The organism is Microcoleus sp. AR_TQ3_B6 (genome assembly GCF_036702785.1).
GTDB lineage: Bacteria > Cyanobacteriota > Cyanobacteriia > Cyanobacteriales > Microcoleaceae > Microcoleus.
The window spans coordinates 22840-39744 of record NZ_JAUBVJ010000005.1 but is presented as its reverse complement, the minus strand read 5'-3'; the positions used below and the strand labels follow the sequence as shown (position 1 = coordinate 39744).

The window sequence follows — 16905 nt, the reverse complement described above, 5'->3', positions numbered from 1 at the left end:
CCAGATATTACCTCATGTTACAGAGAAAGGCTATATGTTACTTATTGGGCTATTTATCGCCACGTTTTTTTTAGCATACTGCAATGGTGCTAATGATAATTTTAAAGGCGTGGCGACACTGTTTGGCAGTCAGACGACCAACTATAAAACAGCAATTGGTTGGGCAACGATTACAACTTTTGCAGGTTCAGTATTTTCTATTTTTTTAGCAGAAACGCTGGTCAAAAGCTTTTCGGGAAAAGGGCTAGTTCCAGACGAGATCGCCAATGCCCCTGATTTTCATTTGGCAGTCGCGATCGCTGCGGGTTTAACCGTTATTCTTGCTACCTTAACTGGATTCCCTATTTCCACAACTCACGGTCTTACAGGTGCTCTTGTCGGTGCAGGTTTAGTCGCAATTGGTACTCAAGTTAATTTTACAGGATTGCAGAAAACTTTTCTAATGCCTTTGTTGCTGAGTCCCCTGATGGCGATTCCATTAGCAGCTTTAATTTATGGGCTGTCTCGCTACCTGCGAGTTTATTTAGGAATCGAGAAAGAATGGTGTATTTGCGCTGGTCAAATTCAACAGATTATTCCCATTCCCCAACCGGATGCAACTAACATACTGAAGTGCATCACAACCGCTGATGGATCGGTCGATTCTCTCGATAAATGCACTCAAAGGTACCTGGGAAATTTCTTACAAATTCCCAGCCAAAAGTTAGTGGATGTTAGCCATTTTATGAGTGCGGGAATCGTCAGTTTTGCCAGAGGATTGAACGATACGCCGAAAATTGTTTCGCTGATGTTAGTCGGTCAATCAATATCAGTTCAGTGGGGAAGTTTAGCCGTAGCTTTAGGCATGGCGGTCGGCGGTTTGTTGAATGCTCGAAAAGTTGCCGAAACAATGAGCAAAAAGCTTACAGCAATGAATACCGGTCAAGGACTTGTGGCAAACTTAGTGACTGGATTTTTAGTTATTGCTGCCAGTCGCTATGGACTTCCAGTGTCTACTACCCATGTTTCGGTAGGCTCAATTTTTGGTGTAGGATTGATTTCAAAAAAAGCTAATGTGCGCGTTTTCTATCAGATTCTACTATCATGGATCTTGACCTTGCCAATTGCTGCTGCAATCAGCGGCTGCGCTTACTGGGTGTTGCATCGGTAAGAGAATTAATCGTTAGTCCTATAGCAATCCTCGCATCAGTTTCAATAACTGGTTAACTTCCAGGCTGTGCCTGGGAATCAATGTCACTCTTGCTCTGCCTCGCGCGAAAATCGAGGCAGAGCCTCCGGATCTGCGTTACCAGGAAGAGCCTGGTAACGAGTAGAATCATTTAGGATTGCTATAGAAGATAAAGAGTTCGCAGTTGATTGGGGTTTGCGATCGCAGGATAACCCCATCGCATCTAACGGTAAAAACAAGAAATCGCGCCGGGAGTTTTTGAATAAAAATTTAAGGGTAATTTATGGTTAAAAATTCTCCGATCGCGCCACCTGTTGCAGATAAATTGATTGCTGCTGGCTTTCACGCCCTTTCTGACCCCCTGCGGCTTCAGATTTTGGAGTTGCTGCGGGAACAGGAGTTGTGCGTTTGCGATTTGTGCGATCGACTCAACGTCACTCAGTCTAAACTCTCTTTTCACCTCAAAGCCTTGAAGGATGCAGCTTTAGTCCGCAGCCACCAAGAAGGCCGCTGGATGTACTACAGCCTCAATTTAGCTCAGTTTGTCGCCCTCGAACAGTACCTCGCCGAATACCGTCGCTTCAGCCAGATCCTACCGGCGCGCCCCTGTGCCGACGCGGGTTAACCCATCAACATTTCTTAATCACTCAAATACTAATATCGGTTGTTTGATGATTGACATATCAAATTTTATTGATATGATGGGATGGAACCAATTAGTTGAGAGCGATGGATGCAACAGGTCAGAGGTTAGCTTGTACTCGGCCAGATTGCAGGCGAGAGGCGATCGCGGAATTTCTAGGTACATTTATTTTGGTTTTTGCCGGCACCGGTGCGGTGATGGTTAACAAAACTAGCGCTGGTTCCGTAACTCATTTAGGCGTCAGTTTTGTATTTGGTGCAGTAGTAACTGCGATGATTTACGCCCTAGGACACATCAGCGGTGCACACTTTAATCCCGCCGTAACTTTAGGGTTTTGGGCGAGCGGTTTTTTCCCAAAATATAAAGTTTTGCCTTACGTTTTAGGGCAGTGTGCGGGTGCAATCGCAGCTTCTCAAGTGCTGCTAATTACTTTAGGTGAAGTAGCAAATCTCGGTGCAACTATCCCTCTCAATGGTAACTGGTTGCAGTCTCTAATTTTAGAAACTGTTTTGACCTTTATCTTAATGTTTGTTATCCTCGGTTCGGGATTAGATAGACGCGCTCACATCGGCTTTGCCGGGATAGCAATTGGGTTAACAGTAGGCTTAGAAGCTGCATTTATGGGGCCGATTACCGGAGCGAGCATGAATCCGGCACGCTCTCTCGGCCCGGCTTTAATTGGCGGCATTTGGGAACACCATTGGGTTTATTGGGTGGCTCCTATTTGGGGATCACAATTAGCAGTCGCAGTTTATCGGGAACTGTCTAACGGATTTCGGGATTTTAATTAAAAGCATCATGGCAAATTTTACGCACAAACCGAGAATTATGTTTTTATACGGCTCGTTAAGAGAGCGTTCTTACAGCCGCTTGTTGGCGGAAGAAGCGGCGAGAATTATTGAGGATTTTGGTGCAGAAGTTAGATTTTTTAATCCTCTAGAATTGCCGATTTACGGCAGCGTTCCCGATACTCACCCGAAGGTTCAAGAGTTGCGGGAATTGAGCCTGTGGTCGGAGGGTCAAGTGTGGTCTAGTCCAGAAATGCACGGCAATATTACCGGCATTATGAAAAACCAAATTGACTGGATTCCTTTAAGCATTGGGGCTGTCAGACCGACTCAAGGCCGAACTTTGGCGGTGATGCAAGTCAGCGGCGGTTCCCAGTCTTTTAATGCTGTCAATACTTTGAGAATTTTGGGCCGCTGGATGCGGATGTTTACGATTCCGAATCAGTCTTCGGTTGCGAAGGCTTATCAGGAGTTTAATGATGATGGAACGATGAAGGATTCGCCTTATCGCGATCGCGCGATCGACGTGATGGAGGAACTGTACAAGTTTACCTTGCTGTTGCGGGAGCAAGCGGACTATTTGACCGATCGCTACAGCGAACGCAAGGAACAAGCCGCTAAAGAGGCGATCGCCCTAGCAAATCGCGCCCTAGAGATTAACTCTGCTAATAGTCCTAAAACTTGAAACAGATCCACAGGATTTTCGGGGGAATAACTGATGAAAACACAAACCATTTTAAAGCAACTTTCCTTCCTAGACCGCTACCTAACTTTATGGATTTTTCTCGCAATGGTCATCGGCATTGCCTTGGGATTTTTCATTCCAGGAATCGAAGGATTTATTAACCAATTTCAAGTGGGAACAACTAACATTCCGATTGCCATTGGCTTAATTCTGATGATGTATCCACCACTGGCAAAAGTGCGATATGAAGAGTTAGGAGATGTATTTCGCAATACAAAGATTCTCGGTTTGTCGTTATTGCAAAATTGGGTAATCGGCCCCATTTTAATGTTTGTGCTAGCCATCACTTTTCTGCGCGATTACCCAGAATATATGGCAGGCTTGATTATGATTGGATTAGCCCGCTGTATTGCAATGGTGATTGTGTGGAACGAATTAGCTAAAGGAGATACTGAATATACAGCCGGACTTGTGGCATTAAACAGTATTTTCCAAGTTTTGTTTTACAGCGTTTATGCCTGGTTTTTTGTCACCTTTTTACCACCGTTACTTGGATTAAAAGGCAGCGTTGTTAACATTGGCATTGGCGACATTGCTCATAGCGTTTTCATTTATTTAGGAATTCCATTTATCGCCGGTTTCTTAACTCGCGTTGCCCTGGTAAAAGCCAAAGGCAAGCGCTGGTATCACAGCGAATTCATTCCCAAAATTAGCCCAGTTACGCTAATTGCCCTGTTGTTTACCATCGTGGTAATGTTTAGCTTAAAGGGAAATTTAATTGTTCAAATTCCAATGGATGTGGTACGGATAGCAATACCGATGCTGATCTATTTTGTGTTCATGTTCTTAGTGAGTTTCTACATGGCATGGAAAATAAAAGCTGATTACGCAAAATCAGCAAGTTTGGCTTTCACTGCTGCTAGCAATAACTTTGAGTTAGCAATTGCGGTTACTATTGCCGTCTTTGGCATTAACTCTGGTGCTGCTTTTGCTGCGGTGATTGGGCCATTAGTCGAAGTTCCTGTGCTGATTAGCTTGGTGAATGTTGCACTCTGGTTTAAAAAGGGGTTTGATCGGGAAGACATCCCTAAATCTGCCTAATTTCTCAAATTCTCTACTCACAACAAACAACTCACAACTAACAAAAACCATGAAAAAAGTAATGTTTGTTTGCAAAAGAAACTCTTGCCGATCGCAAATGGCAGAAGGATTCGCTAAAACCATCGGAGCCGGCAAGATTGGAGTCACCAGTTCCGGGTTAGAATCAAGCAGAGTTCATCCGACAGCAATTCAAGTCATGTCAGAAATCGGCATCGACATCACCGATCAAACATCTAACCCATTAAACGAATTCAATGCAGAAGACTACGATGCCGTAATTTCTCTGTGCGGCTGTGGCGTGAATTTACCCGAAGCGTGGGTATTGCGAGAAATCTTTCAAGATTGGCAACTCGACGACCCCGACGGACAACCCATCGAAACTTTTCACCGCGTTCGAGATGAAATTAAAGCACGAGTTGAAAAATTAGTTGACTCTCTCAAGTAAGATTAGTGTCAAAATTATAACCCTTGCCTTGCAGGTTTCGAGCGCTTCTCTAGCGATCGGTTAAAATTTGGATCTGTTGCCTTCAAAGAATTAGTGCTAAATTATGAGAGGCGTTCCGCCAGAACGCCTCTAAATCCGTTGCGAGCAGAGACTAAAAAGTTTAGCACATGATTCAGACAGCAGTCACGCCTTTCAAAAACAAACTCAACTCAGCTTTAACTAAAAAGCAGATTACTGTTTTACAAATTAATCTGGGCAAACGCTGCAACCTGGCTTGCACTCACTGCCACGTAGAAGCTAGCCCGAAACGAACAGAAGAACTTTCCCCGGAAATTTGCGACCAATTAATTGAAATCATTCGCCGCTTTCCTCAAATTCAAACTGTTGACCTCACAGGCGGTGCTCCGGAAATGCTTTACGGTTTTAAACCGCTGGCGGAAGCTGCCAGGGCGGCAGGTAAAGAGGTAATTGTTCGTTCTAATTTGACGATTTACTTTGAAAAAGGTTTTGAAGATATTCCCGAATATTGCGCGCAGCACCAACTCAGAATTGTGGCGTCGCTTCCCTGCTACCAAGCTGACAATGTAGACAAAATGCGCGGCAGCGGTGTTTTTGACAGTTCGATTCGGGCGCTGCAAAAGCTAAATCAGTTGGGATACGGGAAAAACCCTAATTTAATTGTAGATTTGGTGTACAATCCACAAGTGCCGGCCACAGAAAAATTTTCGCTAACACCGGAACAAGGCAAGTTAGAGCAAGATTACAAGGTTTATTTAGCTGAACATTTTGGAATTTGTTTTAATCAATTGTTCGCGATTACTAATTTGCCGGTGGGACGGACTAAGTTTCATTTGGAACATAAGAAACTGCACAAGCCTTATCTCGGGTTTTTGGAGGATAATTTTAATCCGGGTACTCTGGAACATTTAATGTGCCGTAACGAATTGTCGATCGACTATTTGGGCAATGTCTACGACTGCGATTTTAACCAGATGGAAAATCTGCCGGCGAAAACTGGCAGCGGGGAAAAGATAACTGCTGCTAAATTGCTGGAAGCTGGGAGTTTAGATTTGATTCAAGAGGTGCAAACTGCTGCTTATTGTTATGGATGTACGGCAGGTTGCGGTTCTAGCTGCGGCGGTAGTTTGATTTAATTTAAGGGAAAAGTTGCGCTTTATTACAGAGTATTGCAGCGAAGACAGCGCAACTGCCAAGCTTAGGGTGTATGCAATGTAGAGTGGGGAGTTGAGGTAATGAATGATTCGCGATCGCCCGGTGAACATCCGCCAACATCAAACAGGTGGAAGCTGATTTTAGGGATTGGTTTAGCTGTGGCTTTAATTGCTGCGACCAAGTTTTTTAACTTCCAAGGAATTCTGAAAAATGCCCTGGAGTCGATCGCTAGTCTCGGCCCTTGGGGTCCGGCAGCTTTTATTCTAATTTACATTGTAGCAACGGTTTTATTTATCCCCGGTTCTTTGCTGACTCTCGGTTCTGGCGTTTTGTTCGGAGTAGTGGGCGGTTCGGTTTGTGTTTCCATCGGCTCAGTTTTAGGCGCAACTTGCGCTTTTTTAACAGGAAGGTATTTAACTCGCCACTGGGTTTCCAAACAGATAGAGGGGAATCAAAAATTTAAGGCGATCGACTCTGCAGTTGCCTCTGAAGGATGGAAAATTGTACTGCTGACCCGGCTTTCTCCGATTTTTCCGTTTAATTTGCTTAACTATGCTTTTGGAGTCACGCAGGTATCTCTAAAAGACTATTTTTTCGCATCTTGGATCGGCATGATTCCCGGAACAGTCATGTATGTTTATATCGGTTCCCTGGCTGGGAGTTTGGCTGCACTCGGATCGCAAGGGCGATCGCGCACTACTGCTGAGTGGGCTCTCTACGGCATTGGTTTGCTAGCAACGATCGCCCTCACCGTTTATGCAACCCGCTTGGCCAAAAAAGCTTTAGACGAAAAAATTTCCCCCTAAAACCAAAGCGCAAATTGGTAAAATTGTCAAGGGGCTTTGAGCATACATTATAATACATTGCTAATTTAAAAAACTCCGTATTTCCTCTGTGTTATTTAGCATTATGTTGTTATTAAAACCAGATAGAGATTAAAGATATAGTAAAGAACTAACCTCAAGTGGTAAACCGAAGGTCGAAATATAAAATTGATGCCACAATAGAAGGTAAGCGCGCGAACCCAATAATAATTGTTTGCTGTCAGGGATGCAAGTCATATCAATTCCGGTTGCACCGGAATTATTGTTGAGTTGACTGTTGACTGTTAACGGTCTGTCGAAAAACTGAATGATAGTTGAGTATTGACTGTTGATGAGATTTTACAATTCCTCAGCTAGCGGAGTTGATATCATACCATTTGAGATTTTAGATTTTAGATTAAAGACTTGGGAATGACCGATCGCTAACGGGGTTTGGATATTGGCTACAGTTGCATTCGTTTCTTAAACTGGTCTCACTCCTTGCCTGATATTAATTCGGCCCAATGACGAAGGCCGTTCGATCAATTTGACTCAAAGGGAACATTTGATGATGCAAAACCCAGTAAATCAAGCCGGATGTCTGTCTGCGCCGCACCCAACAAAAAAGCTGCGCCGCTTTTGGCAAAACATCAGCAATTCTGCTCAATCAAGGTGGCAGCAAACGCACAGTCTTTGGCAGCACAGACGGCAGCGCCGCCATTTGCTGACCCTGCTAATTCTAGGCACCACGGCTTTAACCATTAGCACAACTGCTTGCATTAGCTATTTTTTTGTGCGCGGACTAATCCTCGACAATTTAAAGGAAATAGCACTATTAAAACTAGAAAAAGGCACCGACGAAATCGACCGCTGGCTCAGCAGCCGCAAAGCAGAAATAGAAACCATTGCTTACGATCCTACAGTTAGCACCCTGAATTGGAAATTAGTCGAACCCCAGTTGCAAGGAAAAATATACAGGTTAAAAGAGTATTTAATCCTGTCATTAACTCAACCCGACGGGTCATTCATCAACACTAGAGGCTACCGCGCAAACAGCAAAGACCGCCAACACTTTCAAAAAGCAATGGCTGGGCAGCTCAACGTTTCCGATCCGCTGATCGGCCGCAGTACAAAAGTTTCCACGATCGTCATTTCAGCTCCTATTTGGGCCTTGCCTCCCGCTTCCAATCAAATAATTGGAGTCCTCTCGGGCGGCATTAAATTAGATAAAGTAGCATCTGTGGCTAATAGCTTGCACTACGGTTCCGACAGTTATGCTTTTGCGCTCAATTCACAAGGAGTGCCAATTGTTCATCCCAACAAGAACTTAATCGGAAATCTCGACCGACTGGCCCCAAGCTTTTTAGATTCACAAGAGCCCGCACTCTCCACAATTACGCGACAGATGATCGACCGCCAGAGGAACATCGAACTGGTAAAAATAGATCAAAAATGGGTGTATGTAGGCTACGCTCCCCTCAAGGAAGTTAACTGGTCGATGGCTTTAGTCATTCCCCGCGAAAATATTGAATCCCAACTGCAAGCATTAAATTTGCTGACATCCGGAGTCGCCGGACTGCTCGTCCCGGCAATGCTAGCAGCAATTTGGCTAATTTATTGCTCGGAAAACAATCGCGCTCAAGCGGAGCGAGAAGCCATGCTCAACCGGATTGCCGGACGCATTCGCGCTTCCCTGGAATTAGACCAAATCGTCCAAAGTACAGTCGAAGAAATAGTAAATTTGCTGCACCTAGAACGGGCGGCTTTTGGTTGGTACGAACCGCAACAAAAAATGTTACAAATCCTGTGGGAATCTTGCCAATCTGATTCGGCGACACCAGGCCTAAAGTTTGAGCCTTACTTTGTCGGGAATGTGTTAATACCGAGTGGCAAAGGCGAGCCAATGATTCTTTCGAGCGACACTTTGGCTGAGAGTGTAACTCAACCGATCGATCTTAAAGCTAATAGCTATTTAGCCGTACCTGTCCAGACTCAGAACCAGCCGCAGGGTTATTTAATTTGCAGCCACGCTACTCATTGGCTTTGGAGCCGGGAGGAAATCCAACTGTTAAAAGCTGTAGCAGACCAATTGGCGATCGCAATTACTCAATCTCACCTTTACAGTCAAACCCAAGACCAAGTAAAACTGCTCAATAGTGCCTTAAATGAACTGAAAAAAACTCAAACTCATTTAGTGCAGAGCGAAAAAATGTCATCCCTAGGTCAAATGGTGGCCGGAATAGCACACGAAATCAACAACCCCGTTAACTTCATTGCGGCTAATTTGCCTCACACCAGCCAATATACTAAAGATTTATTATACTTGGTGAATCTATACAAACAAACCTTCCCAGAGGTTCCCCGGGAAATCGCAGATTTTGCCCAAGAAATCGAGTTAGAATTTATTGAAGAAGATTTGCCGCATATATTGAATTCTATGAAAATAGGAACCGATCGCATTCGCAGCATAGTTCTTTCTTTGCGCAACTTTTCTCGCCTTGATGAATCTGACAAAAAGCTGGCGGACATTAACGAAGGTATAGAAAACACCTTGCTGCTGCTCTCCAACCGCATCAATAATAGAATTGATATAGTCAAAAACTACGGAAAAGTGCCTTCAGTCGAGTGCTATCCCTCTCAGCTCAATCAGGTGTTTATGAACTTGCTGAGCAATGCGCTCGATGCCTTGGACGAGATCGATGGCCTGGATAAAATTATTACTATTTCCACGGGAGTAGTTCGCGAAAATAACGGGAAATTTCTGGAAGTGGCGATCGCTGACAACGGCCCGGGCATTCCCGACAGCGTTAAAAACCAAATTTTTAACCCATTTTTTACTACTAAACCCGTGGGCAAAGGCACTGGTTTGGGGTTAGCAATTAGCTACAAAATTGTAGTGGATGGACACGGCGGCAGCATCCAAATTTCTCAGCCTCCGGGCGGCGGCACGGAGTTTGTGGTAAAAATTCCTATTAGTAACGGAAAGTAAAACCATTTTAGATTTTAGATTTTAGATTTTAGATCTAAGAGTGGAGATTTTATATCTAATAGTTGAGATTTTAGATTTGAGAGTTGAGTTTTTAGATTTTGGAATTGGGAAGGAATGATAAAATAATGGTTTGCAGCTTGTCTATAGTTGCATTCTTTTTTGAAACAGGTATAAGAAGGAAGTGGGAAAGGAAGCCCACGGATTTTGTAACAGAGGTAACGGAGAGAGGGAAGAGATTCGAGGTTCGAGGGGACAAACAGTTTTAATTAATGCTAAGTTGACGGTCCTTGGCTAAAATTAGAATAGTTTTTTTTTAAGGAGTGTTTTATGGCTGTTGGCAAGGATACAATTTTCCAGGGCCTTTTGGGTCCCCTGATGCGACTGGCGATCGACGAAGAAGCACTGAAACGACTCTACGAAGGTATCAACTGGGAAACAGCGGCCGATCGCTACCGACAACCCGACTTAATTTATCCCGAATATTACAGCAGCCAAAACTTTCACGGCATTAAAGGCGGCTACCTCAACCCCAGTGCCGCCATTTCCCACGATCCAATCGCGCAATATCTTTTGCCTCCCCACGAAACAGTCGTCAGGCAAGGCTTAATTGACGCTGTGCGGGTGAAACCGCGCCGAATCATCGATTTGGGATGCGGCACCGGTTCGACAACCCTCATGCTCAAGCAAGCTTTTCCCGAAGCGGAAGTTGTCGGGCTGGACTTGTCGCCTTATATGCTGGTAGTCGCCGGCATGAAAGCGCAAAAAGCCGGCCTAAATATCCAGTGGTTGCACTCATCGGCCGAAAGCGTTGCTTTTGGCGATGCCAGCTTCGATTTAGTCGCAGCTTCCTTCCTGTTTCACGAGACGCCGCCTGCTGTATCGCGGGCAATTTTGCGAGAAAGCTTCCGACTGCTGAAGGTTGGGGGACAAGTGGTAATTTTGGACGGAAGCCAAAAAACTTTGCGGCACACACCGTGGCTGACTGATATGCTGGAAGATCCTTATATAAAGTCTTACGTGGCTGGCAGCCTCGATGCTTGGGCGGGGGCGGCTGGATTCGCGGCGGTGCAAACTCACGAACACTGGTGGACGAATCAGGTGACGCAGGGCGTGAAACCTTTGCCTGGGGAAGATTTGGAACAGGTGCCGGTGGCGGCGGGGTGGAATCCGATCGATCGGGCTCGTGATTTTGATGGCGATTTACCAGGCATTCCAGCTCCCGCTTGATGTATAAACTGTTGATTGTTGACTGTTGACTGTTGACTGTTGACTGACTAATGACTAATGACTAATGACTAATGACTAATGACTCTAAAAGCAGTTTTATTTGATTTTAATGGTGTGATTGTTAAGGACGAGCCGATTCACGAGAAAATAATCGATCGATTGATGCTCGATGAAAATCTCCAGCTCAAACGTGGGGAGTTTCGAGAAGTTTGTTTGGGAAGGAGCGATAGCGCTTGCATTACCGCACTTCTCGAGCGCCGGGGACGATTTGTGACAGAAACATACCTCGATCGGCTGCTGCGGCGCAAGGCCGAAGCTTACAAAGCTCAAATAGATACTTTGGACAAACTGCCGATTTATCCCGGTTTGGCAGAATTTATTGACAAAATTCGGGTCGCCGGACTGAAAATGGCCGTAGTTAGCGGGGCAATCCGATCGGACATAGAATTGGTGTTAGATCGGGCAGGTTTGGCAGCAAACTTTGACTTAATTGTCGCAGGCGACGACTTGAAGGCGAGCAAACCAGCACCCGACGGCTATCTATTGGCTGTGGAACTTCTCAACCAGAAATATCCCGACTTTAATCTGCAACCGATCGAGTGTTTGGCGCTAGAAGTTACTTTTGCGGGGATTGAAGCGGCGAAAAAAGCGGGGATTCAGGTAGCGGGTGTGACTCACACTTACCCGTTTCACATGATCCAGCGCCAAGCTAATTGGACGGTGGACTATTTTGCTGATTTAGAGTTGGACAGAGTCGCCCAACGAAGCTCGATCGCCCGCACTGAGCCGGCTGCGGAAAACTCTTGACGTTTTTAGCAGTTACGTGCTAACGTAGGTCACGGTCTGCGAAGGTGAGAGCAAGCGAGACCTCTAAGACTTTTAGATTCGTCCATCCCGCATCTAAAATGCTAAATTAAAACTCAATCAGGGGAATTAGCTCAGTTGGTAGAGCGCTGCGATCGCACCGCAGAGGCCAGCGGTTCGAGTCCGCTATTCTCCATGCATCAGGGGGCATATCTACAGGTGACGATCGTCTTCCAAGCGAAGCGCGATCTTTACCTGCTTTGACGCCCGCCTATATTGTGCGATCGACCCGGTTGCTGCCTAAGTTCTAGCATCAATAACCGGGAGCAGAGCGATCGACCCGGTTTCTGCCTAACTCCTAGCATCAATAACATAATTTATATCCGTCCTGGACGCCACCAGCATATATACTAAGGTTCTCTACTACCCTACATCTTCGATAATCGTTCAATAATATCGTTTCCGGCTGCATCGGAATAATCAAGTCAAGGTCAATAATTTCACATTCCCCCACGGAAGACGGACCACGGACCATCCCGAACGGTGTTACCGGAATTGATATAACGGACTCCGGGGCACCCTACAAGTCGATGGTCCTATGACAGTTAGCCTTAGTCCTATTATGTAAAGAAACCCAATTTGTAATTTCACACTAAGTAGGTAGGCGCTGTAAAACCCAATTATGTAAAGGATTGTAAAGTATCCAAATGCCCTAAGCGTGGCTAAGTTAGCCCTGCTTACATACTGTTACATAGCAGTGTTTAATCCCGCTTACCTACTTAATTCCTGAAAAGACGTATTTTGGTGTCTAAAGCCGGTTTCAGAAAAAATGCAACGGTAGGCCCGTGCTCCAAACCCTTATGTCATCAGTCAATCTCAAATCTCAAATCTCAAATCTCAAATGGTATCAGCCCGGTTTCTTCCTCAGTTGCCATCACTGCCCAGCAAACATTCATTTTGTCAAGAATAATAACTTTTGTATCTAAAAATACAACAGTCTGGTGAAGCGAGTCTTAATATCAAGTCGCTATGTGTTATTATTCTCAATCATCAGACTCATCTATTCAACAGTAACAACAAAAAATGACAAAGCGATTCGATCGGCGGAAATTTCTTTTATACAGTTCTGCTACCCTAACATCAAGTTTATTTCTAAAAGCTTGTAGAACTCCCAGTCCAACAGCAACTCCAGCCGCTTCTCCCACATCAACAGGAAGTACACCAGCAGCAGCCGGGGGCGGAAACACGATCAAAGTAGGAATTTTGCATTCCTTGAGCGGCACAATGTCAATCAGCGAAAAAAGCGTTGTCGATGCCGAACAATTAGCGATCGAAGAAATTAATAAAGCTGGAGGTGTCCTCGGGAAACAAATCGAAGCAGTAATAGAAGATGGCAACTCAGACTGGCCGACTTTTGCCGAAAAAGCCAAAAAGTTGATCGACCAAGATAAAGTCGTCACCGTCTTCGGATGCTGGACATCCGCCAGCCGCAAAGCAGTATTGCCAGTCTTTGAAGAAAAAAATCATATGCTCTGGTATCCCGTACAATACGAGGGTCAAGAGTGTTCCAAAAATATCTTTTATACCGGCGCGGCACCAAACCAGCAAATCGAACCAGCAGTTGACTGGCTGCTAGAAAATAAAGGCAAAAAATTCTTCTTAGTCGGGTCTGACTACGTTTTCCCCCGCACAGCAAATACCATTATCAAAGCACAGCTAGCAGCCAAAGGTGGGGAATTAGTTGGAGAAGATTACATTCCTTTGGGCGGTACAGAAGTCACGCCAATTATTACTAAAATTAAGGCAGCTTTGCCAGACGGAGGCGTCATTTTCAATTCCCTCAACGGGGACAGCAACGTAGCATTTTTCAAACAGTTGCAGGGTGCAGGTTTGGGCCCGGACAAATATCCGTCAATGTCTGTCAGTATTGCGGAAGAAGAAGTAAAGGCGATCGGCGTAGAATATCTTAAAGGCCATTACGCCGCCTGGAATTACTTCATGACCGTGGAATCTCCCGCCAATACAAAATTTGTGGAAGCTTTCAAGGCAAAATACGGCAAAGATAGAGTGACTAACGACCCGATGGAAGCAGCTTACATCATGGTTTACCTCTGGAAGCAAGCCGTCGAAAAAGCAGGGACAGCCGACGATTTGGAAAAAGTGCGGGCAGCAGCTTTGGGTCAAACCTTTGACGCGCCGGGGGGCAAAGTAACGATGGAAGTTAACCATCACCTTTCTAAATTTGTGCGGTTGGGCGAAGTGAGAGAAGACGGTTTGTTTAAGATCGCTTTTGCTACGCCAGAAGCAGTGAAGCCGGTGCCTTGGAACCAGTTTGTCGCGGAAACAAAGGGCTTTTCTTGCGATTGGTCAGACCCCACGAAAGGCGGCAAATTCAAGACTACATAATTAAGTAAATTTTCAACTCTCTCCGGGTGCGCGTAGCGCACCTTTCCCCGCTTTACATAACTGTGTACATAAAACGTCGCTCCGGGTGCTTAGGGCACACCTTCGCCTCATAAAAAAATCGCGTCTTTAGGGTGTGCAATGCGTACCTTTACCCGATTTAATAGCTCACCTAAAACATCCCTCTGTGCGCTGATGTCCCACCTGACGCTTATAGAAAAACTAGCGTTTTTAGGGGCGCAATGCCCACCTTACCATTACATAATTGCACCACATATTATAGGAAAATAGGAGCATAACAAGTGGCGATCGGCTTATTAGACGGTTTATTTAATGGCATTAGCATCGGCGCTGTTTTACTAATTGCAGCCCTGGGATTAGCAATTATTTTTGGGCTGATGGGCGTGATTAATATGGCTCATGGCGAATTGATGATGCTAGGGGCTTATACAACTTTCGTAGTGCAAAATGTCTTCAAAGGTATCGGAGGATTTGCTTTTGAAACCTATATTTTATTTGCGATTCCCCTAGCTTTTTTAGTAGCTGCATTGGTAGGATTAATTCTCGAACGAGGAGTGATTCGCTATCTTTACGGGCGGCCGCTAGAAACTCTGCTGGCAACTTGGGGCGTAAGTTTAATTTTGCAGCAGTTTGTCCGCAGCGTCAGTTGGGTGCTGGTAATTGGGCTTGCGGTGTTTTGTTTGCTGTTTTTTGGCGGTTTGCGAGTGCTGAAACAGCGCTCGGATTTCGATCGCATTCGCAGCCAAATTATCGCCATAATTTTGCCTTTATCTTTGGGTATTTCCTGGGCGGTGAGCGCCTTTTTAGGGCAAACTTACCAACTCTCCGTAACTCAACCTTGGTTTGGTGCTCAAAACGTCGATGTGACTGCCCCTGCATGGCTGCGCGGCGGCATCCCGCTGGGCAATTTCCAGTTGCCCTACGCCAGACTTTTTATTATTGCGCTGACAGGAATTTGTTTGGCGGGAATTTACCTATTTTTGCAAAAGTCTGTGTGGGGACTTCGCATTCGCGCTGTGACGCAAAATCGCAGCATGAGCGCGTGTTTGGGCATTCCTACCGAACAAGTAGACGCGCTGACTTTTGCTTTGGGTTCGGGGCTGGCAGGTGTCGCTGGGTGCGCGATTAGTTTGATCGGTTCCGTAGGGTCAAATACCGGACAAAATTATATAGTCGATACGTTTATGGTGGTGGTTGTGGGCGGTGTCGGCAAGATTGTGGGGACTGTAGTTGCTGCGATGGCGATCGGCACTGCAAATTACCTGATCGGATCGGGAACCTTAGCAATAATGTTCGCTCCTGTCAAGCCTTTAGCCGACTTCTTCACATTTTTCGCCACAACCAGCATGGCAAAAGTAATGGTATTCGCCTTAATTATGGCTTTTCTGCAAGTGAAGCCGGGAGGGATTTTCCCGCAAAAAGGGCGGACGGTAGAAAATTAAAAATTACAACTGCGAGGGTAGCGAAAAATGCAGAACAAATATCAAAAAGCTTGGCTAAAAGAAGCGGCAATTGTCAGCGCGATCGCCCTCATATTCATATTCCTGATCCCAGGAATACTCCCCGACGTTCGCCTCAATCAATTGGGGCGATTTTTAGCACTAGCAATTGTAGCCCTCGGCATAGACTTGATTTGGGGATACACGGGTTTGCTCAGTCTCGGACACGGCGTATTTTTTGCGATCGGCGGCTACGCCTTCGCCATGCACCTAAAACTACAAATTCCCCCAACCGCCAGCATCCAATTGCCAGAATTTATGGGTCTCTACGGCGTCACCGAACTGCCCTGGTTTTGGCAACCATTTTATTCATTTCCCTTCTCAGCAGCAGCAATAGTTCTCATCCCCGCTATTTTGGGCGCACTTTTGGGTTATTTAGTATTCCGAAATCGGATTCGAGGCGTTTACTTTTCAATTCTCACCCAAGCAGCAACCATAGTATTTTTCAACTTCTTTAACGGTCAGCAAAAACTCATTAACGGCACCAACGGACTCACTGACTTTAAAACCTTGTTCGGAGCCACAGTAAATGACCGAGATACTCAATATATTTTCTATATTCTCACCATAATATTTCTAGCAGCAACTTACGCCCTCTGCCGCTGGCTGACCAGCGGGCGCTTCGGCCGCCTGCTAGTAGCAATTCGCGACGACGAAGTGCGCCTGCGTTTTTCAGGTTACAATCCCACAGGATATAAAGTTTTAGTCTTTGCAATTTCCGCCGGTTTAGCCGGGATTGCAGGCGCATTATTTACCGTACAAACCGGAATCATTTCGCCAAAAGCAATGGATATTGCCTTTTCCATTGAAATGGTAATCTGGGTCGCAGTCGGAGGTCGCGCCACATTATCAGGAGCAATACTGGGAGCATTGCTAGTCAACTTTGGTAAGAGTTTCTTGAGCGAACAATTCCCCGAAGTGTGGCTATTTTTCCAAGGGGCGCTATTCCTAATAGTAGTCACAGTGCTGCCCGACGGCTTAGTCGGATGGCTGCAAAATCAAGGTTTCGACCAAATCCGCACCCTGTTCAGAAGACCGAGGTACGCCTCTACTTACCCCAGCCTGGAAGAAGACCCCCAAGTGCAGCGCGAAAAAGAAGAACTTGAACATTGAGTGCAAAAATATCGTGTAATTTAGAAGTAGGCGGACATAAATA

The 16905-nt window shown here is 45.5% G+C and carries 14 protein-coding genes and 1 tRNA gene; all 15 read left to right on the top strand.

Annotated elements, in window-relative coordinates:
* Positions 1 to 34 precede the first annotated feature (34 nt).
* The 15 genes from QUB56_RS04110 to urtC all read left to right on the top strand — a co-directional run bounded on the left by QUB56_RS04110 (position 35) and on the right by urtC (position 16862).
* Entirely contained in the window at positions 35 to 1150 is a 1116-nt protein-coding gene (locus tag QUB56_RS04110; RefSeq protein ID WP_332953403.1) for an inorganic phosphate transporter, read from the top strand.
* Positions 1151 to 1451: 301 nt separating this feature from the next.
* Positions 1452 to 1793, top strand: coding sequence for a metalloregulator ArsR/SmtB family transcription factor (locus tag QUB56_RS04105; protein WP_332953401.1), 342 nt, complete (start codon positions 1452 to 1454; stop codon positions 1791 to 1793).
* A 104-nt stretch (positions 1794 to 1897) separates the two neighbouring features.
* Positions 1898 to 2602 carry an MIP/aquaporin family protein gene (locus QUB56_RS04100; protein ID WP_332953399.1) on the top strand — a complete coding sequence of 235 codons (705 nt, stop codon included), beginning with the start codon at positions 1898 to 1900 and terminating at the stop codon, positions 2600 to 2602.
* A 7-nt stretch (positions 2603 to 2609) separates the two neighbouring features.
* Positions 2610 to 3284: an arsenical resistance protein ArsH gene (gene arsH / locus QUB56_RS04095; RefSeq protein ID WP_332953398.1), complete on the top strand. Its 675-nt coding sequence runs from the start codon at positions 2610 to 2612 to the stop codon at positions 3282 to 3284.
* A 33-nt stretch (positions 3285 to 3317) separates the two neighbouring features.
* Positions 3318 to 4385 (top strand): ACR3 family arsenite efflux transporter, encoded by a 1068-nt coding sequence (arsB, locus tag QUB56_RS04090; RefSeq protein WP_332953395.1) that lies wholly within the window; start codon positions 3318 to 3320, stop codon positions 4383 to 4385.
* A gap of 49 nt (positions 4386 to 4434) precedes the next feature.
* On the top strand, positions 4435 to 4830 hold the full coding sequence (gene arsC, locus QUB56_RS04085) for an arsenate reductase, glutathione/glutaredoxin type (RefSeq protein ID WP_332953393.1): 396 nt from the start codon (positions 4435 to 4437) through the stop codon (positions 4828 to 4830).
* A 167-nt stretch (positions 4831 to 4997) separates the two neighbouring features.
* Positions 4998 to 5984 (top strand): arsenosugar biosynthesis radical SAM (seleno)protein ArsS, encoded by a 987-nt coding sequence (gene arsS / locus QUB56_RS04080; RefSeq protein ID WP_332953391.1) that lies wholly within the window; start codon positions 4998 to 5000, stop codon positions 5982 to 5984.
* 99 nt (positions 5985 to 6083) lie between these two features.
* Positions 6084 to 6809, top strand: coding sequence for a TVP38/TMEM64 family protein (locus QUB56_RS04075; protein ID WP_332953389.1), 726 nt, complete (start codon positions 6084 to 6086; stop codon positions 6807 to 6809).
* A 565-nt stretch (positions 6810 to 7374) separates the two neighbouring features.
* A complete protein-coding gene (locus QUB56_RS04070; RefSeq protein ID WP_332953388.1) occupies positions 7375 to 9795 on the top strand; it encodes an ATP-binding protein in 2421 nt (806 codons plus the stop codon).
* 327 nt (positions 9796 to 10122) lie between these two features.
* A complete protein-coding gene (locus QUB56_RS04065; protein WP_332953387.1) occupies positions 10123 to 11022 on the top strand; it encodes a methyltransferase domain-containing protein in 900 nt (299 codons plus the stop codon).
* A 78-nt stretch (positions 11023 to 11100) separates the two neighbouring features.
* On the top strand, positions 11101 to 11829 hold the full coding sequence (locus QUB56_RS04060) for an HAD family phosphatase (protein ID WP_332953385.1): 729 nt from the start codon (positions 11101 to 11103) through the stop codon (positions 11827 to 11829).
* Positions 11830 to 11949: 120 nt separating this feature from the next.
* Positions 11950 to 12022 (top strand) — tRNA-Ala (locus QUB56_RS04055).
* Between the two features lie 887 nt (positions 12023 to 12909).
* Complete coding sequence (gene urtA / locus QUB56_RS04050; RefSeq protein ID WP_332953384.1) at positions 12910 to 14232, top strand: urea ABC transporter substrate-binding protein; 1323 nt, start codon at positions 12910 to 12912, stop codon at positions 14230 to 14232.
* 305 nt (positions 14233 to 14537) lie between these two features.
* Positions 14538 to 15692 carry an ABC transporter permease subunit gene (locus QUB56_RS04045; protein ID WP_332953572.1) on the top strand — a complete coding sequence of 385 codons (1155 nt, stop codon included), beginning with the start codon at positions 14538 to 14540 and terminating at the stop codon, positions 15690 to 15692.
* Between the two features lie 27 nt (positions 15693 to 15719).
* On the top strand, positions 15720 to 16862 hold the full coding sequence (gene urtC, locus QUB56_RS04040) for an urea ABC transporter permease subunit UrtC (RefSeq protein ID WP_332953381.1): 1143 nt from the start codon (positions 15720 to 15722) through the stop codon (positions 16860 to 16862).
* Positions 16863 to 16905 lie beyond the last annotated feature (43 nt).